This is a genomic window from Seonamhaeicola marinus, from assembly GCF_008085455.1.
Genome location: NZ_VSDQ01000409.1, coordinates 246704 through 265413, shown reverse-complemented (window position 1 = coordinate 265413; position 18710 = coordinate 246704). Strand labels below are relative to the sequence as shown.

General features: G+C 32.7%; 26 protein-coding genes. 6 read left to right on the top strand and 20 right to left on the bottom strand.

Annotated features, from left to right (window positions below):
* Positions 1–10: 10 nt before the first annotated feature.
* The 6 genes from FUA24_RS06290 (at position 11) to FUA24_RS06265 (ending at position 4216) form a co-directional block, all read left to right on the top strand.
* Positions 11–634, top strand: coding sequence for a hypothetical protein (locus FUA24_RS06290; protein WP_148540670.1), 624 nt, complete (start codon positions 11–13; stop codon positions 632–634).
* A 33-nt stretch (positions 635–667) separates the two neighbouring features.
* Positions 668–2011 (top strand): histidine kinase, encoded by a 1344-nt coding sequence (locus FUA24_RS06285; RefSeq protein ID WP_148540668.1) that lies wholly within the window; start codon positions 668–670, stop codon positions 2009–2011.
* Positions 2002–2679, top strand: coding sequence for a 2TM domain-containing protein (locus FUA24_RS06280; protein ID WP_246146966.1), 678 nt, complete (start codon positions 2002–2004; stop codon positions 2677–2679). The genes FUA24_RS06285 and FUA24_RS06280 overlap by 10 nt, the downstream gene beginning before the upstream one ends.
* A gap of 10 nt (positions 2680–2689) precedes the next feature.
* The gene (locus FUA24_RS06275) at positions 2690–3010 is read left to right on the top strand and encodes a 2TM domain-containing protein (protein ID WP_148541102.1); all 321 of its coding nucleotides are present in this window, start codon (positions 2690–2692) and stop codon (positions 3008–3010) included.
* 10 nt (positions 3011–3020) lie between these two features.
* A complete protein-coding gene (locus FUA24_RS06270) occupies positions 3021–3350 on the top strand; it encodes a 2TM domain-containing protein (RefSeq protein ID WP_187388190.1) in 330 nt (109 codons plus the stop codon).
* A 110-nt stretch (positions 3351–3460) separates the two neighbouring features.
* Positions 3461–4216 carry a LytR/AlgR family response regulator transcription factor gene (locus tag FUA24_RS06265; RefSeq protein ID WP_148540664.1) on the top strand — a complete coding sequence of 252 codons (756 nt, stop codon included), beginning with the start codon at positions 3461–3463 and terminating at the stop codon, positions 4214–4216.
* 3 nt (positions 4217–4219) lie between these two features.
* Here the strand turns inward: FUA24_RS06265 and FUA24_RS06260 are convergent, their stop codons facing one another.
* From FUA24_RS06260 to FUA24_RS06165, 20 genes are all read right to left on the bottom strand, one after another.
* Entirely contained in the window at positions 4220–5086 is an 867-nt protein-coding gene (locus tag FUA24_RS06260) for a pepsin/retropepsin-like aspartic protease family protein (RefSeq protein WP_148540662.1), read from the bottom strand.
* A 65-nt stretch (positions 5087–5151) separates the two neighbouring features.
* The gene (locus FUA24_RS06255; RefSeq protein ID WP_148540660.1) at positions 5152–5553 is read right to left on the bottom strand and encodes a hypothetical protein; all 402 of its coding nucleotides are present in this window, start codon (positions 5551–5553) and stop codon (positions 5152–5154) included.
* 5 nt (positions 5554–5558) lie between these two features.
* Positions 5559–6077: a hypothetical protein gene (locus FUA24_RS06250; RefSeq protein ID WP_148540658.1), complete on the bottom strand. Its 519-nt coding sequence runs from the start codon at positions 6075–6077 to the stop codon at positions 5559–5561.
* A 35-nt stretch (positions 6078–6112) separates the two neighbouring features.
* Entirely contained in the window at positions 6113–6694 is a 582-nt protein-coding gene (locus FUA24_RS06245; protein WP_148540656.1) for a DUF1287 domain-containing protein, read from the bottom strand.
* A 4-nt stretch (positions 6695–6698) separates the two neighbouring features.
* Positions 6699–7157 (bottom strand): RidA family protein, encoded by a 459-nt coding sequence (locus tag FUA24_RS06240; protein ID WP_148540654.1) that lies wholly within the window; start codon positions 7155–7157, stop codon positions 6699–6701.
* Entirely contained in the window at positions 7158–7730 is a 573-nt protein-coding gene (locus FUA24_RS06235; RefSeq protein WP_148540652.1) for a GrpB family protein, read from the bottom strand.
* 18 nt (positions 7731–7748) lie between these two features.
* Positions 7749–8258: a phosphohydrolase gene (locus tag FUA24_RS06230; protein ID WP_222861325.1), complete on the bottom strand. Its 510-nt coding sequence runs from the start codon at positions 8256–8258 to the stop codon at positions 7749–7751.
* Positions 8259–8401: 143 nt separating this feature from the next.
* A complete protein-coding gene (locus tag FUA24_RS06225) occupies positions 8402–9712 on the bottom strand; it encodes a thioredoxin family protein (protein ID WP_148540650.1) in 1311 nt (436 codons plus the stop codon).
* A gap of 75 nt (positions 9713–9787) precedes the next feature.
* Positions 9788–10450, bottom strand: a complete 663-nt coding sequence (locus FUA24_RS06220; protein ID WP_148540648.1) for a hypothetical protein — start codon at positions 10448–10450, stop codon at positions 9788–9790.
* A 125-nt stretch (positions 10451–10575) separates the two neighbouring features.
* Positions 10576–10998 (bottom strand): hypothetical protein, encoded by a 423-nt coding sequence (locus tag FUA24_RS06215; protein WP_148540646.1) that lies wholly within the window; start codon positions 10996–10998, stop codon positions 10576–10578.
* Positions 10999–11006: 8 nt separating this feature from the next.
* Positions 11007–11462, bottom strand: coding sequence for a DUF2750 domain-containing protein (locus FUA24_RS06210; RefSeq protein WP_148540644.1), 456 nt, complete (start codon positions 11460–11462; stop codon positions 11007–11009).
* Between the two features lie 147 nt (positions 11463–11609).
* Positions 11610–12200, bottom strand: a complete 591-nt coding sequence (locus FUA24_RS06205) for a DUF6985 domain-containing protein (protein WP_187388189.1) — start codon at positions 12198–12200, stop codon at positions 11610–11612.
* Between the two features lie 152 nt (positions 12201–12352).
* A complete protein-coding gene (locus FUA24_RS06200) occupies positions 12353–13132 on the bottom strand; it encodes a hypothetical protein (RefSeq protein ID WP_148540642.1) in 780 nt (259 codons plus the stop codon).
* Between the two features lie 162 nt (positions 13133–13294).
* Positions 13295–13942: a hypothetical protein gene (locus FUA24_RS06195; RefSeq protein WP_148540640.1), complete on the bottom strand. Its 648-nt coding sequence runs from the start codon at positions 13940–13942 to the stop codon at positions 13295–13297.
* A 239-nt stretch (positions 13943–14181) separates the two neighbouring features.
* The gene (locus FUA24_RS06190; protein WP_222861324.1) at positions 14182–14973 is read right to left on the bottom strand and encodes a restriction endonuclease; all 792 of its coding nucleotides are present in this window, start codon (positions 14971–14973) and stop codon (positions 14182–14184) included.
* Positions 14974–15239: 266 nt separating this feature from the next.
* Positions 15240–15482, bottom strand: coding sequence for a hypothetical protein (locus tag FUA24_RS06185; RefSeq protein ID WP_148540636.1), 243 nt, complete (start codon positions 15480–15482; stop codon positions 15240–15242).
* Positions 15483–15863 (bottom strand): hypothetical protein, encoded by a 381-nt coding sequence (locus FUA24_RS06180; protein ID WP_148540634.1) that lies wholly within the window; start codon positions 15861–15863, stop codon positions 15483–15485.
* Positions 15864–16014: 151 nt separating this feature from the next.
* Positions 16015–17010, bottom strand: a complete 996-nt coding sequence (locus FUA24_RS06175) for a Gfo/Idh/MocA family protein (protein WP_148540632.1) — start codon at positions 17008–17010, stop codon at positions 16015–16017.
* 40 nt (positions 17011–17050) lie between these two features.
* Positions 17051–17653: a ribosome biogenesis GTP-binding protein YihA/YsxC gene (gene yihA / locus FUA24_RS06170; RefSeq protein ID WP_148540631.1), complete on the bottom strand. Its 603-nt coding sequence runs from the start codon at positions 17651–17653 to the stop codon at positions 17051–17053.
* 45 nt (positions 17654–17698) lie between these two features.
* On the bottom strand, positions 17699–18463 hold the full coding sequence (locus tag FUA24_RS06165; protein ID WP_148540629.1) for an alpha/beta fold hydrolase: 765 nt from the start codon (positions 18461–18463) through the stop codon (positions 17699–17701).
* Between the last annotated feature and the right edge of the window lie 247 nt (positions 18464–18710).

Below are 18710 nucleotides of genomic sequence, written 5' to 3'. Positions count from 1 at the left end.
CAATTAAAAAATGAAAAATGTAATCATCATCGTAGCCCTATTAATTTCTGGATTAGCAAGCTCACAAACAAATTATGAAAAAGGTATGCAAAAGGCCTTTGATCTTTGGTCAGCAGGAGAACATGTAGAAGCGGCAAATTTATTTGAACGCATTGCAAACGCAGAACAAGATAATTGGTTGCCACCATATTATGCAGCTCAAATAAATGTGCTCTATAGTTTTGGAATTAAAGACAAAGAAAAACTAACTGCCCAACTAAAAAAAGCACAAGACTTAATTAATGATGCAACAGCAATATCTAAAGACAACGCAGAAATTTTAGTATTACAGGCGTTATTACACACGGCTTGGGTAGCTTATGATGGTGCAACCTATGGAATGACATTATCTCCAAAAGTTGTAGAATTATATACTAAAGCAGAAGCATTAGATCCGGAAAATCCAAGAGTAGTATATTGTCATGCGGAATGGAATATTGGTGGCGCCAAATTTTTTGGTCAAGACACCACACCGTTTTGTAAAGATTTAGAAAGAGCCTTAGAACTTTTTGCTAAATTTAAACCTGAAACACCTTTTTATCCTAATTGGGGGCAAGATAGAGTAGAAATGTTATTGAAATCTTGCGAAAAATAAGGGTAGCTAACACTATATAATACAAGAAATACAATGAAAAATCTTCCAAAAAATATAATCACCTTGTTCGTAATAGGCGTGTTTGTCTTCTTAATAGGGAGTTATATGTCTAACGGATTTAACTTTAAATCCACGGAAGATTTTCTTGTAATCTTTGTGATATATCAACTTTACGGTTTTCTAATTGGGTTTTCTAATATGTTCTTTTTCGATTATATGGAAAAGCGAACATGGAAACGTAAAGATAGAATTAAGCGCTTTATTCTTGGTATTTTAGGTGCAACGGTTATCACACTCATTTGCTTATTTCTTTTAAATATGCTTGTTGCCGTTACCCTTAATGGAAAAACGCTAGATGAGTTTTTAGCTAGCCAAACATTCGGCCATTATAGCTTTGGATTATGGGTTACTTTAACAATAGTAACAGTTTTTCATATCATTTATTTCTATAATAAGTACCAACAAAATAAGATTAAAGAGCAAAAAGTTATTGCAGGTACGGCAAGTGCTAAGTTCGATGCTTTAAAAAATCAACTAGATCCTCATTTTTTATTCAATAGTTTAAACGTACTAACTAGTTTAATTGATGAGAATCCAGATAAAGCACAAGATTTTACAACCTCATTATCTAAAGTGTACCGCTATGTTTTAGAGCAAAAAAATAAGGAGTTAGTATCTGTAGACGAGGAGTTAAAATTCGCAAAAACGTACATGTCTTTAATAAAAATGAGATTTGAAGACAGTATTGTGTTTACCATGCCAGATAAAGCATCTAACCCAGAAAGTAAAGTAGTGCCACTGTCATTACAATTGTTACTAGAAAATGCTGTAAAGCATAATATGGTAACTACAAACAAACCTTTACATATTAGGATTTATGAAGACAGTGGGTACTTGGTAGTTGAGAATAATCTTCAGCCAAAGCAAATAGTAAAAAAGAGTAGTGGTGTAGGGCTAAGTAATATACAACAACGTTATAACCTGCTAACTACCAAAAAAGTAGACATTAATAAAACATCAACTAAGTTTTGGGTAGCCATCCCAACACTTACAAAACAAATATCAGTCATGAGACCAAAATCATCAAACGAAATAGACGACAGTTATTTACGTGCTAGAAATCACGTAGAAGAGCTTAAAGGCTTTTACTATAGCCTAGTATCATACATTTTTGTAATTCCTTTTTTAGCCTTTGTAAACTATAAAACCTCTTGGAACTTTCAGTGGTTCTGGTTTCCAATGTTTGGTTGGGGATTAGGATTAGTAATTCAAGGTTTTAGAGTATTTGTAAGCGATAAAGCTTTTGGACGCGGTTGGGAAAAGCGCAAAATTCAGGAGTTTATGAAACAAGAAGAGGAGGACGCCAGATGGAACTAATCACAGGAGCTATGAGAGACTATAGTAAAGAAGAAAATTACATTAAAGCTAAAAAGCGTGTTGACGATATCAAAGGGTTTTTTATCCACCTGTTAGTATATGTTATTGTTAATATAGGTATATCAACAGCTAAAGTGGTTTATAATCTAAAAAGAGGAGAAACTTTTAATGAAGCGTTTTTTGATTTTTCAACCTTTGCCCTTTGGATGGCTTGGGGTATAGGTATTGCTTTTCATGGATTTGCCGTAATCACAGAAAGCACAATATCTTTTAAAAAATGGAAAAGCAAAAAACTACAACAATATGTTGAAGAAGAAGTAGAGGAGTTTAAAAGAAGCAATAATCAGATAAAGTTAGAGACCATAGAAGATTTTACTAAAAAGGAGGCCTACTTTAGAGCTAAAAAACGATTAGATAATCTTTCTGGGTTTTACTGGCATGCCGTAGTGTATTTAGTTGTAAATGTATTTATATTTTCTATACTATTTTTTGTTGCAGATATCTCATTCAGAGCTTGGTATACTTATGCTACAGCTATTTTTTGGGGCATAGGTTTAGCAATACATGCTATTAGTCTATTTACCAAAAATATAATATTTAGTAAAAATTGGGAGCAACGAAAAATTGAAGAATATATGCGTAATGACCAACAAGAACGTTGGGATTAAAACTATTGTTATGAGAAGACTAGAAGAATCATCGGGTTATAGTAAGTTTGAAAAAGAGGATGCTTATTTTAGAGCAAAACAAAGAGTTAAAGAACTAAAAGGATTTTATGGTCATGCATTTTGGTATGTCTTAGTAAACATCTTTATTATCGTAATGATAGGAGTAAATTCTAATTGGAACATTTGGCATTTTGGCACCTTGGCAACACCCTTGTTTTGGGGTATAGGATTAGCATTTCATGCTATTGGGGTGTTTGGTAAGCACCTGTTTTTTAGTAAGTCTTGGGAAGAACGCAAGATTAGACAGTTTATGGATCAAGAAGAGGATTAAACTAATAATAATGGAGTCTGATAAGAATTATAGTAAAAAGTACTTAAAAGCTAAGGAAAAAGTTAGGCGCGTTAAATGGTTTTACTTTCATTTGGTAGGTTATATTATTGTTGTGGTGCTTCTTCTATATAACATTTACATTTTAGGAGAAAATAACCCTTATGCCAATTTCTTTTTATGGTTTAATTCTTTGATGATTTTGTTTTGGACTATTTTTATCATTTTACATGGACGATGGGCGCTTAGAAATAAAACCTTTTTTAGTAAAAAATGGGAGTCTAAGAAAGCAGAGGAATTTTTAGAAAAAGAAAACAATACAGAAACCACAATGTGGGAATAAAAATAAAATAAATAGATGAAACCGACATGTTAAAAATAATTATTAACCCCAGAACAATGATTATTTTTAGCATTAAAGGTCACATCTGACCTCTAAAAAAAAATACACAGATGAAAGTAATAATTATAGAAGACGAAAAACCTTCAGCAAGAAGATTACAGCGTATGTTGGCTAATTTAGGTATTGAAGCCGATACCATGCTACATTCTGTTGAAGAGTCTATTGAATGGTTTCAAAATAATGCACATCCAGATTTAATATTCTTGGATATTCAACTAAGTGATGGGTTGTCTTTTGAAATTTTTGAAACAATTAAGATAAAATCGGCTATAATTTTTACAACGGCTTATGATGAGTATGCACTTCAGGCATTTAAATTAAATAGTATAGATTATCTATTAAAGCCTATAGATTCAGACGAACTAGAAACAGCAGTTAATAAATACAAAGCTAATGCACCAGAAAAGCAAGTCGTAACTCTTGATTTTTCGGATATTAAAAAGCTTTTAGTAAATCCTTTAGATAGAGAATATAAAAAACGTTTTTCTGTAAAAGTAGGGCAACATTTAAAATTAATTAATGTAGATGACATTGAATGCTTTTATTCCGAAAATAAGGGAACATACCTGCATACCAACGAAGGAAGAAATTATCTTTTAGATAAAACTTTAGATCAATTAGAAGATGAACTAGAGCCACATACCTTTTTTAGGATAAATAGAAAGTTCTTTGTGAATATTAATGCTATAAAGGATATGGTGAGTTACACCAATTCCCGCTTACAGATAAAATTAAACTCATATAATGAACAAGATGTTATCGTGGCCAGAGAACGTGTTAAAGATTTTAAGGGTTGGCTAGAGTAACCGCTAGTTTAATTTTTTTATACGATAAGCTTTATTGGCGCTGTCTATATAAACAATACAGTCTTTAAAAAAGTTATTGCCAATTCTTAGTTGACTAGACGTGTTAATAGTTAATTTAGAATCTTTAAAGGCTATTTGTCCAATGGATACTTCAGGAACAATGCCAATCTTTTCGGTAATCTGTTGTAAACCTCCAACAGTATACCGATCTCTTTTATTGGTTTTTAAGTCTATTGTTTTTTCAAAAACTTTAGCCAATTCATGATTTTTAGGTACGTTTAGTGTAGAAGAAGAACCAAGATCTATAATGGTTTTGTATTGCTTGCCGTTAATGGTTAAAAAGGTATATGGAGCCCCTGTTTTGGTAAACTCCATTGGTAACTTATAAAAGGACTTATCTACTAAGTTTTTATTAGAAATTTCAAGAAGCTTTTCGGGGTAATTTATGAGCCAATTGGCTTTGTCTATAATTGGTCTGCCAATAACACCGCCAAAGTTTGGTATTTGTTCTTTAAGACCAACCAAGTTCGAATTATTCGCAAAGGTATTTGTGAAATTTACCGTCCCTATTTTAAAGTCCTTAATAGTCTCGCTACCACTTTCGGTAGTTCTGTTGGTAGCGCCTCTAACTACAAACCGCTTACCAAAAATAGAGTCTCTTTGAATTACAGTTAATTGCGCACCAGTATCAAAGAGGAAGTTTTTGGTGCTACCATTCATATTGCAGGGCAACACAATAACTGTTTTAAGCGTAGTAAAAGTTGTTTTAAAATGAAAGTCTTTTGGTATTACTTTACCCTGTGTTGCATAATTGGTAGAAGCACAATTAAGTAGAATTATAGATAGTAAAAGAAATACAAGTTTTTTCATTAGTTTTTATTTTGAAGATAATAAAAAAACAGGATTGTACAGACGAGGTTTGAAAGATTTTAATGCTAGTGTAATGATACCTCTTTAGAGTTCTCTTTGTGTTTGTTTCTATACATTGTCATTGCTGCAAACAATGAGGTAGCACCAAAAGCTAACATCAAAAAGGCTTCGCCAAAATTAGAAGTCGTTGTTGTTACAAAGTAAATTCCCATTAAAATGACAATAATAGCGCCTATGGATAAGGTTATAGATAAGACCTTAGATAAGGTTTTATTTCTCCAATAGAGTTGGCCGACTAAGCAAATTAATAAAGGTGAAATTAGCAATATCAATGCTAGGTCCCAACCATCAATAGCCCTTTGAGTTAAATTAAATTTTGTTACTTTAAATAATAAAGAACCAATTGAAATGATGAATAAAATCTCTTGCCAAGGAGGCGCCCATATCTTAAAATATTTCGATGTCATTTAAATTATTTTAAATCACTTTTTAATTTTTCAAACGCCTGCCAACCCTTTCCATATGTTCTAAAGCTAATGTCAATTCTTTTAAAATCATAATCTGTTTCTTCACTCCAATCTAATTTTACTCCATATTCATTATCTGCGTGGGTCACCATTTCATAATTAAGGCTATTTTCCAAAACTTTATGGATATACTGAATAACAAGTTGAACTTTTTCATCACTAATTTCAAAGGCTTTTTTTGAGACTATTTTGTCACGGTTTTTATATCCGTTTTGGCCACAGGTAGTTTCAAAAATGGTTAATACTCCTATTAGCTGTCTATCATTTCGTTTAATTTCAATTTTTTCTTCATGTCCACCAAATTCTCCACAGTCCGTTAAATATGCGCTTAGGGTTAAAACATATTTGTTCTCTACACCTCCCAAAGCATGTTTTTGTAAATAATCAAAATAAATTTCGTTTTTCTGGCTAAATAGAAGGCATGGTATTCCTAATAACAAAATGAAAATTATATTCTGTCTCATGTGTAACCTAATTAAATGCATTTATTGAAATAACTTTAAATTTTATACCTATAATGCCCAATAATTTTAAAGTCGAATAAGCAATCTTCTAAAACTTGTCCGCTTCCAATATTATGGACAATTAAATTGCGTTTTCCGTCTTTTGATTTTTTATTAACCACAATACCAATATGGGTTATTGCCCCTCCAAGATTCCAGCAAACAACGTCACCGGGTTTATAATCTAAGGCTATTTTTGTTATAGGTTGTTCAGCTCCTTTACGTTTAAAAAACGTCATTAAATTTGGAACCCTTCTATGATCTATGTTTTTGTCTGTAGATTTAAGTCCCCAAATATTGGGATAAAGCTTAAAATTAGCTTTCATGTCTTCATGAACCTCTTTTTGTAAATCGATACCAATTGTTCTATATGCCCTAATTACAACATCTGTACAAACGCCTTTGTCACTTGGCACATCGCCATTAGGGTAGGCTATAGAAAAATAGCTTGGATCGTAGGTAACTTTTTGTTTTGTTAATTCAAGAGCACTTTGAGACAAATTAATTTCCGTATCTATTGTTTGCGGAAAGCAAAATTTAAAGCCTAGATAGAATATTACAAAAAGTACTTTTTTCATAGTATTAAGGTTTTATTGTAAATGAAGCCGTTAAACCCACACTAAAATTTCTTGGGAGTTTTTCAACTCCAAAAATAGCTCTAGAATGTTTCCCTTTGTCCCCAAGTACATTTACAAATAACTCTGAGGCGCCATTCACTACAATAGGAGAATCATCCCAATGGTCTCCCGATTGAAAATAGGCGTCTATGTGATTTAATCCTATAATGTTTTTAAACTCTATTTTATTGTCTACTTGGGCCAAAACATTTAATGCGCAAAGCTCCATGGCTTTAAATCCCTCTTCGGTAGAAATTTCATTCCCCAAGCGCCCCTGGTATTTAAATTCTTCATTCAAAATAGGAAATTGAATAGCAATGTAGGCAATGTCTTTTCTGATATTTACAGATTCATAACTACCACCAGGTGTTGAGGTGTTTGGGAGTTGCAGTCCAAGTTGCTCTAAATTCTCTTTTGGGGTCATTTATTTGTAAATTAGATCTAAAGTGGTTTTAATAAATTCGGTTTTTCCTAAAACATAAGCACCTCTATCATTCCTGAATTTTTTCGCCAATTCAATTTTTAAATCTTCGTATGCTTTTGCCCTTGTAGGATTAGCATTTAAAAAATCACGAAAGTCGATTTGTTTCCACATTACGTTATCTTTTGGACACATATGAATATGAAAAATTTGTTCGGTTTTACCATCAAGATTGTAGCCCTTACCAAATGTTGAATACGCTTCAATATCCTCTCGAGCAGGTACTTTAAAGTGTGAGTACCCCAGTTCGGTAAATTGATCAATTAAGTCTTGATCAAATAATAATTCTTTTGGAATTTCAATCATCAAATCTATATAAGGTTTAGATTTAATAGTAGGAATTGAAGAACTGCCAAAGTGCTCAATTCGCAATAGTTTATCCGTGCCAACCTTTTTCAAGATACGCTCCTTTTCGTGTTTGTAAATGGTTTTCCATTCGGGGTTGTGATTTACCAGAGTAATAGGGAACAACGTATTCCAGTCCTCTTTAGTTAGGTCGTATAAGGTTTTTTTCATTTTCTTTAATAAGAAGTGTTAATCTTTAAAGAGGTTTATAAGGTGTTCAGATAATGAGGCACACTCGGGAACATATATTTTTGATACAAACGCTTCATTTTCATTTTTATATGTTTTGTACATTTTGGAACCCTTATTTTTTGAATGTGTAACATTAGCAATTCTATCACAAAACTTTATAAACGATGCGTTTTTAGTTTCTCTAATGCCTCTGTAGTATTTGTCATTTGCTCGTTCTGCTCGGGTACGTCCTTTTTCATTTGTTAAGGCATATGCAAGTTCAGCAATCGTTGTGTTCGTTACGTTTTTAACATCATTATAGGTTTCACGCGCATCTTCAATAACATCATGAACCCAACAAGCTGCTAAGACATTTTCTCGTTCTTCAGGAGCTATTATATGTATAAATTTCTGGGCGGTCTCATACACCATATTTAAATGGAAGTCATAATCATAATCACCATATTTTTGGTTTACATCCTTGTGTTTTTTTATGGCGTAGTCTTTTGTTTTTTCTAAGATTGTCATCGTGTTAAGCGCTTATATTGGGATTTAGAGCCGGGGGTGTTTAGTTGATTTTTTTCGATTGATTTTAAAACAGGATAAATCTAATAAAATTCTTGTGACTAAAATAAGACGATGCATTTAAAAACTATTGAAAACAAGAGTTATTACATAGCTTTTTTTATCAATGTTTCTTTGTAAGCAATAATGTCTTTGTCCAACACATTAATTTTAGATAAAAAATCATTTGCCCATAATTTAGAAACAGGATATGATGTTGCTAGTATTCTTAGTGCTAGGGCTAACTCAATTTTACTATTTTCACTTTTATGCCTACCCGCCACAAATTTCTCAACCGTTCCTCTACATAGCCCCTCTTCAAATCTATGGTAATCGCTTTCACTAAGCTTTGATTTAGCAAGGTTTAAGCAGGTTTCATTATATCTCTTTTTTTCTAAATTACTTGAAATTATACTTATAGCCCTATAAAACCAATCATTAGAGAAATTGTACCATTGTTCATCTAATGGCGAATAGTGCTTGTTATAGTGTTCCACTTTAGAGAATAGCGAATCCCAAATGTCTGTACTATGATGATTTTCTTTAAAAGTCTTGCATAACAAAGCTATGTCTTGGTTAAGTTTGTTCTTATCTGCAAAAACGGAGTCGATTTTTGTTAAATCACGTATTAACACGTTTTTTATTTCAAGGTTAGAAAGGTTGGTATGAGATTCGCCATACACCGTTCTTGGTGACTTCAATGCAAATGACATGAGTCCATTAATAAATTTATCTATCCTTTCATTACCATATATTTCTGAATACGTTTTTCTATTGACAATAACAAACTGAGGCAGAGTAGCAAAGATAGAATGCGAGTGTATCTCAATTAAGTGAAAGTATTGTGGCGTATACCATTTACTTTTTGGAATATCCTGAAAATAATCCAATAAGAAGGCGTCTTTTTCTAACGGACTTAGATATGCAACAAAGGAACTAAATTCAATGATACTTTCTATGCCTGCGTTATAGTCGGATAAGGCGGTGGGAATGGTATTGTTTGATGAGTTTGCGTTAGTATGGCCTAATTCCAAGAACGCCTGAGGTCCTTTGTAACCAATATGCTTAAGTTTTATATCTGGTTCGGGAGATAAAAATAATAAGGTTGGGAAAACACTAACCTTATATTTGTTTGCCATAGTGATACCTTCTCCTTTTTCAGCATCGTATTTAAGACATATAAAGTTTTTGTTATAGAAGTCACCAATTACAGAGTCTGTAAAAACAAAGCTATCCATTTGCCTACATGGTCCGCACCAAGATGTTGAAAAATCTATAAAAATGCTCTTGTTTTGTGCTTTGGCTGCTTTAATAGCTTTTTCAAAAGACCCTGAAAAAAATTCAATTCCAGAGTCAACTTGCGCATAAAGATGTAGTGCAACAATGCAACATAGAATGGTTAATAGGGAGCTTTTCATGGCATATCGGTAATGTTTTTTAGGACATTAAATTAGAAATTATGTAAGTATTTACAAAGTACATGTTGCTAGACGCTATTCATAGTCGTTTTTGTGAAACGTTTTTTTTGATTCCAAGTACATGAACCTTTGAGATGCCATTTTTGTGTATATAATTGCAGAATCACCTATAAAGCTTACAGTCTTTTTATTTTCTATTGATTTTCCGATAGGGTCAAACGAAAAGAAATGTCTTTTCCTAAGTTTATTTTCTTGATTCAATACATCAACAATTACAGAATCTTTTCTAATTCGTTTAATGTTCCATGTATATTCAGAGCTTACGCTACTATGTGTTTGTCTTATTTTATGAATTATAGCAGTATTGAATATTTCTTTAGCTTTTTTGATAGAAAGCGTGTCAAGGTTATGTTTAAATTCTCTAACCACAACATAACTGGAATCGCAATTCCAATTAGCATTCCATTTAACTAGAGCGTGGATAGATTGGCAATCGTTTAAAGTAACTTCATAATCTATTATGGTGTCATGCTTCTGTATTTTAAATAGATACTCTTGAAACGCTTGCAAATCCTTTAAGTTATTTTCTGTGTAGTTCAATTCCATGTTAAAAAAGGCGTCTTCTAGTTTTTCTACTCTCCCACTAAATCCGAAGCTAAATTTAGACCCTGGTTCGTCATTTGGAACATAACATCCAATCATAAAAATTAGTAATATGTAACATGTTATTTGTTTCATTGAGAATTTGCGCAAAACGGTTTAAAGTATGACTTGAAACACCAAAAAGGGACGTTGTTACCGAAAGATAGTGAATTAGAATGTAATTGAATTTGGAATTCATTCAAAATGGGTAACACAAGTTCTTATCTATTATATTTATTGGATTTCCAATAATTTACTTCTTCAAAACTGTATTTCCCTATTCGTACTAAAATTAAAACAAGAGCCATACCAGATGAAAACCAGGCTGTATTGTAAACACCATAATAAAAGCCTTTAATCGGAATTATTTCAGAAAACTGGGCTCCAAGGATAATACAAACCAAAAATATTTGAATCAGTGTTTTAATCAAACTTGGGCTAGTTGTCATTTCATAAAATCCAATAACGAGAACAAATAGAAATAAGAAGTCGTAAGTAACATGTAAGTCTATTAATTCATAAAGTTCGGGGTTTTCAGTTTTTAATTTTTCCATAGCTTGCATATGGTTAAAATGAGCCAATATAGATAGGCATAACTGAATAAGAATAACAACTATTGAAAAAAGAGGTTTGTAGAATTTCATTGATGTTTTTATTCCATTACTTCTTTTACTTGTTTTTCCAAATCGTCTATCCCATTAAACTTTTTAAAGTTTAAATCTTTTTCCATTGATTTTAATTCAGACGTCAATTCTAAAATCAAATCCAATGGCTCAACTTCGTGTCCAAAGAGGTTTTGGTCAAATTGAGTCCCAATTAAAAGTCCGTCATTTTCCATTCCAACACACCAGTTTTCCATAAAATCAGATAGAGGTATTTCCTCTACTTTATATTTTTTCCATCCGTCATTTATACACGACTTAGCTCGAGCTTTTTCCGCCCAAAAACAAATCATTCCAACAGGGTCACCATTTTCGTCTTCATAGTGAACTGAACTTGAAGTTACATATCCTTTTTTGTTTTTCAGTCCGTAAACTACTTCAGTTTCGCATACTGTTTTTATGAACTTCTTGTGTCGGTTTTTAACTGTTATATGATTTTGAAACATAGTTTTTTTGCTTGGGCGATCTTGGCTTTGAGCGTTTGTGTTAGAGGTACTTTACTTTACAAGTACACATTAAATTTAAAACCTGTGAGGGCTTTCAGAATTAGGCGAGAACAAGCAATTGCTTATAGCCATTGTTGGCAACTGGCTTTATTTCCAGAATTCCCACCATTTTAATTTTGTTTCTTTATTGTTCTGCTCAATTATCGGTTTATTATTCATTGAATTTTCATTAGAGTCGGGTTCTGAAATATGTCCATCTTGTTCACTTACCCTAACTAATTTATCTCCTTTTTTGAACAGAATTTGAAGTCCATGTTCTTGTTCCCACTCACATTCACATGCTAAATTGATATAAATGATTTCATGTAGGTCATGACTCCTTGTTACAAGTAAACTTCGAGGTTCAACAAAATTCCAAATTTCTTTTTTGTCATTAATATCCCTGAGTGATTGGTCGGCTTCATCAAATTGAACGGCATTTAAAAATTCCATACAATTTTTATAAACAAGACCTGATGCTAAAAATCTGTCATCTTCTGTCTTTTTTAGGAAGGTTTTTAAAGCCTCATCTGCTTCTTTTATAAATTCAGTGTCAATTTCTGGTTCACAATTCATAAAAGTTATTTTCATTTTCTCTCCGCTAAAAAAAGGAATTTGAATCGGTTCACTTTCCCACCAATCTTCAAAATGTTCGTCTTGTTTTAAATCTCCAATTATTTCGCTTTTTATTGTTTTCATTTTTCGGTTTGTTGCCAACGGTCGCGGCTATGAGTAGTTGCGTGGGTTAGTACTTAATTTAGCAAGTGTACACCAAACTGAAAATCCGCTAGGATTTTCTGAAGTAGACGAGAACAAGTAATTGCTTATAGCCATTGTTCGTTATAGTATTTTTAATTTCCGAAAGGAATTTCATCGTTCTTAAAGGGGCTTTCAAAAGTTGTCCAGTCAGTAGTTTTTAATGATTTTCCGTCAGTATTCATTGGTGTGAACCTAACTTTATATTTTCCTTCATTTTTATAGGTAAACGCTCCTGCACACATACCATGTCCAACATTCAGCTTACCATTCCATTCTTTAATATAAAATACTTTTTTATTGTTAGTGGTTAAGTCTATAACCTCAGTCTTATACCAGATTTCTGATTTCGATCTATTTTTAATATTGAAAATTGCATTTACAGATGGTCCACAACCATAATGTATAACTTCAGTTTTTTCAAATTCAATATTCAGATTAGAATTCAGAGTTTCAAGCTCTTTTTTATTTGTTGTTTTCCAATAAACTTTTTCTCTCACTTTTTTTCCTCTGTTGTATTGTTTCATTTCTCTTTCTTCATTTTCAGTTTGGTCAGAGTATTTAAGGAAGTATTTTGTGTTAGGTTTCAATTCTGATGTCGGACAGAAAATAGCTTGAGTTAATTGCATCTGTCCTATATAGAATTCTTCAAGATTCAGCTCAATCAATTCTCCACTTCCACTTTCCAGATAAACTTCCCTGTTTTTGAAACTATTTATTGTCTTTTGGCTATAGGCGTATCCTTGAATGATGAATTTGGAATTCAAACTAATTTCTTTTGTTGCTGGAAAGAAATGCATTGCACTCATTCCACAATCAGCAAATGCTGTTTTAGTAACGAGTGTTAGTAATAAAAAAAGTGTGATTTTTTTCATAATGTAAGTTTCTTAAATGACCTCAAATTTCATTCCGTTCATATTATGGCTAACGGCCTCAATCGTCAGTTATGGGTTAAATAAGCGATTATTTTCGGATTAAACACTAACCTAAGCAATTCCGAGTGGATTCGGACGCAGTCGAATCCGCCGTAATTGCGGTTATATATTGTTGGCATTAGTTTTTTCTTTAGCATTTTTCATGTCCTTTTCAATTTTTTCTTTGAAAACGTCTATAAAATCGCTCCAAAAAATAATCACAGACATAAGAAAGTTTGAGAAGTCAGATAGAGTTTTTACGCTAATCGGTTTGTCTATTAAATTCAAATTCTCAAAATATATTTCAAAGTTTTCGTCATAATGTGCTCCAGCTTTGTTTCTAAATGTTGCTATTATTTTGTCGTACTTATGCTCTTTTTTTAAATTCTTTAAATTTTGTGTGATTACTTTATATTTTTCTTCCAATTCTGGAAAATCAGACATAATTAAATTCCGTATTTCTTTTTGATGTTTTCCGAACGTTTTTGCAGATTCGTAGATGACTACAAATCCGTTTTTCAAATAGAATTTTCTTTCCCAATTAGTTTCGCAGTCAACAAGTCCTCTTAATGAAGAAGCAATATCAAGAAAACAGGAAGTAAAAAAACAAACGAATTTAATATGTTTTATAATTTGTTCGATGCTCGATTCAGCAACTTGAGTATTTCCTTTTATTATTCCGCTTTCTAAAACTCCAAGTAGTTGATAAGATTCGTTCAGTTCTTTTTCATAATGTTTGATGTGAAAAAGAATGTCTTCGTTGGTATACAATTTGAGTTCGGTGTTTTTTCAAAATTAATGGCAACGGTCTTGTGTATGAAACGTAGCGTGCAAAAAGACACTAACTTTTCGGATTAACACAGAGCCGAATTTTTATATTTTGTTTTTAATTTATCACTTTTTAAAAGCCAAATTAAAAATTTGGCGGACTTTATAAATATACACAAACCTTGCGATTAAGTACTTGTTAGCTATGTTTTATACACCGTGTTGTGCGTAGCTCTTTTTGGTTATAAACTCGCATTCGGTTGACTCCAGCCATAATATTTCAGTTCTTCAATTTGTTTATCATTAATCATGTCTATTATATATTGTGGATCAGAATTTGATTTTTGAGAAATCTTTAATGCATCGTAAAACTTGTCTGAATTCATCAGTTTAATAGGAAGAGTTTTGAGTTTAAATTGCTCCGCTGCCTTAATTGCACCAGGTTGATAATCAGATGTCGTTACAAAGATTCCATTGTTATAACCATTTAATAATAGTGCTCCTGCAAATGCTCTAATTTGTTCGACTTTTATTTTATTCTTATACCTCTTAACCTGTACACCAACAAAATTTTGTGAAGAATTTCCAAGGACTACATCAATTCCTCCGTCATTACTATATCCTGTAACATGAACATTATAGCCTATATCTTTAAATACATTTCCAACAACATCCTCAAATAACTTTGGATTAATGGAGAATCTATCGTCATATCTTGCTATTAAATATTTAGTAGCTTCTTCAATTGGAATGTTTATGTCAGTTATATCAAGATTTTTTAATGTTCCGCTACATCCAAAAAACATTGTCCAAAGTTGATGTATTTCTGCACTCACTAAAAATTGTCTAATAACTCTCCACCATCCACAAGTATTACAATATTCTAACCAAGTTTCAAATTCTTTCGAGTTTAAATCTAAATTGTAATGTTCTTCTTCGATACCTGTTTCATTGATAAATTCCCATTTTTTAGAATTATGTGAAGTTTCAATTATTTCATCAGTAATATCCCAAGGGTCTTCCTTTAATTCCAATATCTGTAATTTCTCATTACAGTAGATACATTGCCCTTGATTTGGGTCATCAAATACGTCATTAGGGTGGCAATTGTCTTTATGTTCAAAAATCATATAACGATAAATGATTACTATTGAAAGTGATACGGTTAAAGTTACGCACAACGGTCTCGGCTATGATTTCGTTGTGGAATCATCCGCAGGATTATTCCGCCGAAATCCAACCGTTTGATTAATACTTTTATTTTGGTGTGGCACAAAACCACAATGAATTATAGCCATTGTTAGCTGCTGGCTTTTTTTAGTTTTCTTATTTCCGCAATCAATTTTGGAATATCTTGTTTTGCATGCGCAATGAAATCTTGATTACTGTCAAAAAGTGGATTCAGAATGTAAATATCTTCTCCACCAGTCATTATGAAGCTATCTCCGCTTGTATGGTCTCTTCCTTCTATCATAGACTTCCAAGGTCCTTTGGTCGCATTATTACATCTGTCTTCTATTTCTTGTAATTCCTTTTCAGTCATTTATTTCAGCGTTATTTCTATTGTTTTTTCCTCAATGTCAATTTCAATCCAATCCATATCAGAATCCAATTCCGGGATACATTCGGTCAATTCTTTTCCTTTTGAGTAATTACTCAATGATTTTTTACCAAAATGGATTGTCGCTTGATAAACGTCTTGTCCGCTTTTTCCAATCCAAGCTTTTGTTATGATTTTCCGTATGTCGTTCACATGCTTTTTAGTCAACTGATTGTCCGTTGGAAACCACGAAACTCCGTCACACCAAAACCCTTTTAATTTAGCATCATCGGATTCGGAAAACTCCCGACAAAGTCTGAATTCTAATCGAGTACAAAATTCTTCGTTAAATGGTGTTTCTATATTTCCTATGGTTTTTGTCATTTCAGCTTGCAGCCAACTTGTTTATATGCGCAGCTTTCTTCCGAATATCTTCCAAACAAGTAAGGATACACAGAACTTTTGCAAAAAAACTAATGCGCATATTAATCTAAGTAAATGTAAAGAATATTTCTTACAAATAGAAGGAAGGTGTCTAAAATTGGCTGCTATAAATGTCCAAAATAATTTCAGAAGCATGTTTTGCTGATGCTCCAGTAATAAGTGGAGGTCTATTGGTGTTAATAGCTTCTACAAAATCGTTAATAATAAACTCATGATTAGTAGTGTCTTCAACCAAAGCATTGGCTGCTCCTGTATGTGTGTTAAGGTTGCTGTTTTGGGTGGTAGGGTTCTCTAAGCCCTCAATGTCCCAATGGGTAATGACGTCGTTTTCTAAAATTACGTAGCCTTTACTGGTATAAATTTCTAGCTTAGCTGGAAACCCTGGTTTGGTAGCAGTAGAAGCGGTTATGGTGCCAATCATTCCAGAGTCGTGAAAGCAGATGGCAACGCCATGATCTTCAACTTCAATATCATGAATAAAGGTATTCAGCTTACTTGAAATTTTAGAAGGCTTACCAAAATACCAATAGTACAAGTCTATATAATGAGACGCCTGTTGTACAAATGGACCACCACCATCAATAGCTTTGGTACCACGGTAAGGAGCTGAGTTATAATAACTATCATCCCTGTAATTTTTAACCGATAAATCTACAGAGAAAATTGTGCCTAACATGTCGTTATCTATAAGTTGTTTTACTACAGGATTGTCCGAGCTATAACGGCGCTGATAGGCTACGGCTAAATGAACCTTATGTGCCTTACAAGTCGCAATCATGTTATTCATAGCTTCTAAAGTAACATCTAAGGGCTTTTCGCAAAGCACATGTTTACCTAAACTGGCAGCTTCAATAGCACTGGTATGGTGTAACCCAGGAGGCGTACAAATAATAACAGCATCAAAATCTAAGTTTACGGCTTTTAAAGAAGCGAAAGCGGGTAAATCTTTTTGTTTGCTCGGAGATGCTAAACGTTTTGAAACCACAGCTACAATTTCAGCATGTGGCATGTTTTCAATTGCAGATATATAGGTGTTGGCAATATTGCCAGCTCCAATAATTACAAATTTTATAGGATTGTTTTTCACAGTATAAATATATGTAATTACGGGTATTAAAAGTGTAATTTTAAGTATTTACCGAATTGTTTAATTCATCAATATAGTGAAGAACATCATCCTTACCAATACTTTTTGATGAAGAGGTAATGAAGTAATTGGGCATATCCTCCCAAGTCTCTAAAAGAATGGTTTTGTAATCTTCAACATGTTTTTCAATAGCCATTGGTTTTAGCTTATCTGCCTTGGTAAAAATAATACAGAAAGGTATACCGTTTTCGCCTAACCATTGCATAAAATCTAGATCAATGTTTTGAGGTTTATGTCTAATATCTACCAAAACAAAAGCACAAACCATTTGCAGGCGTTTGCTGAAATATTCGGTTATAAATTTTTGAAAGGTCTTTTTAGCAGTCTTAGAAACACGCGCATAACCGTAACCAGGTAAATCAACAAGATGCCAGTTTTTATTGATTAAAAAGTGGTTAATAAGCTGTGTTTTTCCTGGTTTTCCTGAGGTTTTTGCTAAACTCTTTCTGCCTGTTAGCATGTTTATAAGAGACGACTTGCCAACATTACTTCTACCAATAAAGGCATATTCTGGTAGCCCGCTTTTGGGACATTTTGCAACATCAGAATTGCTTACAACAAATTCGGCAGAGGTAATTTTCATTGTATTATTATCTTCTTTTTGAGACTCAGCAGCGTGTAAGAGCTCTTAAAAGTTTCTTTCGGTTAACCATTGGTCCATGATGCGGTTAAATTCATCAGGATGTTCCATCATGGCAGCATGTCCGCACTTGTCAATCCAATATAAATCAGAATCTGGTAAAAGCTCATGAAATTCTTCAGCTACTTCAGGCGGTGTTACGTTATCGTTTTTACCCCAAATAATGCAGGTAGGCGTATTCATGTTTGGTAAATCTTTAGCCATATTATGTCGTATAGCACTTTTTGCAATAGCCAAAGTTTTAACCAATTTATTTCTGTCGTTTACCGTGGCATAAACTTCGTCTACAATTTCTTTAGTAGCAACTGCAGGATCGTAAAATACATCTTGAGATTTCTTTTTAATAACCTCATAATCGCTACGCTTGGTATAACCACCACCCATGGCGCTTTCATATAATCCGGAGCTGCCAGTGATAATTAAAGCTTTAACTTTTTCAGCAAACAACTTGGTATGGTAAAGTCCAATATGACCTCCTAATGAATTACCTAATAAGATTACTTTATCAAACCCTTTAAATTCAATAAAATCATATAAGTACTTGGCAAAACTTTTAACATTAGTCTTTAAAAGAGACATGGTGTAAATAGGTAGTTCTGGTAATATAACCTTATAGCCCTTATCGCTAAAAAATTGCGTAACAGAATCAAAATTACTCAACCCTCCCATCAGTCCGTGAAGCACTATAATTGGCGTGCCTTCGCCAACTTCCATATAGCTGTAATTACCTTCTTTCTTTAAACTATGTGTCATTAATTAGTTAGTCTATTGTCAAAAACAAATATAGTTATTTCATTCATATTACAAGTATCATAATGCGTTCTGGTAAAGAATTCAGTTAAAACATAATGTTGATAATATTTTGGGACGCAATTATCAAATTATAACCGTTTGATTACTAGTTGTTATGCGGAATTTAAGAGGTGTTTTTGTCTGTGAGTGTCATTTGGTGGTAAAATTTATTAACAAAGTGGTATAAAGTGGTAAAATGTGGTAAATT

Coding starts and splice junctions, on each gene's coding strand:
- FUA24_RS06290 (WP_148540670.1), top strand. CDS start 11: ATGAAAAATGTAATCATCATCGTAGCCCTATTAATTTCTGGATTAGCA.
- FUA24_RS06285 (WP_148540668.1), top strand. CDS start 668: ATGAAAAATCTTCCAAAAAATATAATCACCTTGTTCGTAATAGGCGTG.
- FUA24_RS06280 (WP_246146966.1), top strand. CDS start 2,002: ATGGAACTAATCACAGGAGCTATGAGAGACTATAGTAAAGAAGAAAAT.
- FUA24_RS06275 (WP_148541102.1), top strand. CDS start 2,690: ATGAGAAGACTAGAAGAATCATCGGGTTATAGTAAGTTTGAAAAAGAG.
- FUA24_RS06270 (WP_187388190.1), top strand. CDS start 3,021: ATGGAGTCTGATAAGAATTATAGTAAAAAGTACTTAAAAGCTAAGGAA.
- FUA24_RS06265 (WP_148540664.1), top strand. CDS start 3,461: ATGAAAGTAATAATTATAGAAGACGAAAAACCTTCAGCAAGAAGATTA.
- FUA24_RS06260 (WP_148540662.1), bottom strand. CDS start 5,086: ATGAAAAAACTTGTATTTCTTTTACTATCTATAATTCTACTTAATTGT.
- FUA24_RS06255 (WP_148540660.1), bottom strand. CDS start 5,553: ATGACATCGAAATATTTTAAGATATGGGCGCCTCCTTGGCAAGAGATT.
- FUA24_RS06250 (WP_148540658.1), bottom strand. CDS start 6,077: ATGAGACAGAATATAATTTTCATTTTGTTATTAGGAATACCATGCCTT.
- FUA24_RS06245 (WP_148540656.1), bottom strand. CDS start 6,694: ATGAAAAAAGTACTTTTTGTAATATTCTATCTAGGCTTTAAATTTTGC.
- FUA24_RS06240 (WP_148540654.1), bottom strand. CDS start 7,157: ATGACCCCAAAAGAGAATTTAGAGCAACTTGGACTGCAACTCCCAAAC.
- FUA24_RS06235 (WP_148540652.1), bottom strand. CDS start 7,730: ATGAAAAAAACCTTATACGACCTAACTAAAGAGGACTGGAATACGTTG.
- FUA24_RS06230 (WP_222861325.1), bottom strand. CDS start 8,258: ATGACAATCTTAGAAAAAACAAAAGACTACGCCATAAAAAAACACAAG.
- FUA24_RS06225 (WP_148540650.1), bottom strand. CDS start 9,712: ATGAAAAGCTCCCTATTAACCATTCTATGTTGCATTGTTGCACTACAT.
- FUA24_RS06220 (WP_148540648.1), bottom strand. CDS start 10,450: ATGAAACAAATAACATGTTACATATTACTAATTTTTATGATTGGATGT.
- FUA24_RS06215 (WP_148540646.1), bottom strand. CDS start 10,998: ATGAAATTCTACAAACCTCTTTTTTCAATAGTTGTTATTCTTATTCAG.
- FUA24_RS06210 (WP_148540644.1), bottom strand. CDS start 11,462: ATGTTTCAAAATCATATAACAGTTAAAAACCGACACAAGAAGTTCATA.
- FUA24_RS06205 (WP_187388189.1), bottom strand. CDS start 12,200: ATGAAAACAATAAAAAGCGAAATAATTGGAGATTTAAAACAAGACGAA.
- FUA24_RS06200 (WP_148540642.1), bottom strand. CDS start 13,132: ATGAAAAAAATCACACTTTTTTTATTACTAACACTCGTTACTAAAACA.
- FUA24_RS06185 (WP_148540636.1), bottom strand. CDS start 15,482: ATGACTGAAAAGGAATTACAAGAAATAGAAGACAGATGTAATAATGCG.
- FUA24_RS06180 (WP_148540634.1), bottom strand. CDS start 15,863: ATGACAAAAACCATAGGAAATATAGAAACACCATTTAACGAAGAATTT.
- yihA (WP_148540631.1), bottom strand. CDS start 17,653: ATGAAAATTACCTCTGCCGAATTTGTTGTAAGCAATTCTGATGTTGCA.
- FUA24_RS06165 (WP_148540629.1), bottom strand. CDS start 18,463: ATGACACATAGTTTAAAGAAAGAAGGTAATTACAGCTATATGGAAGTT.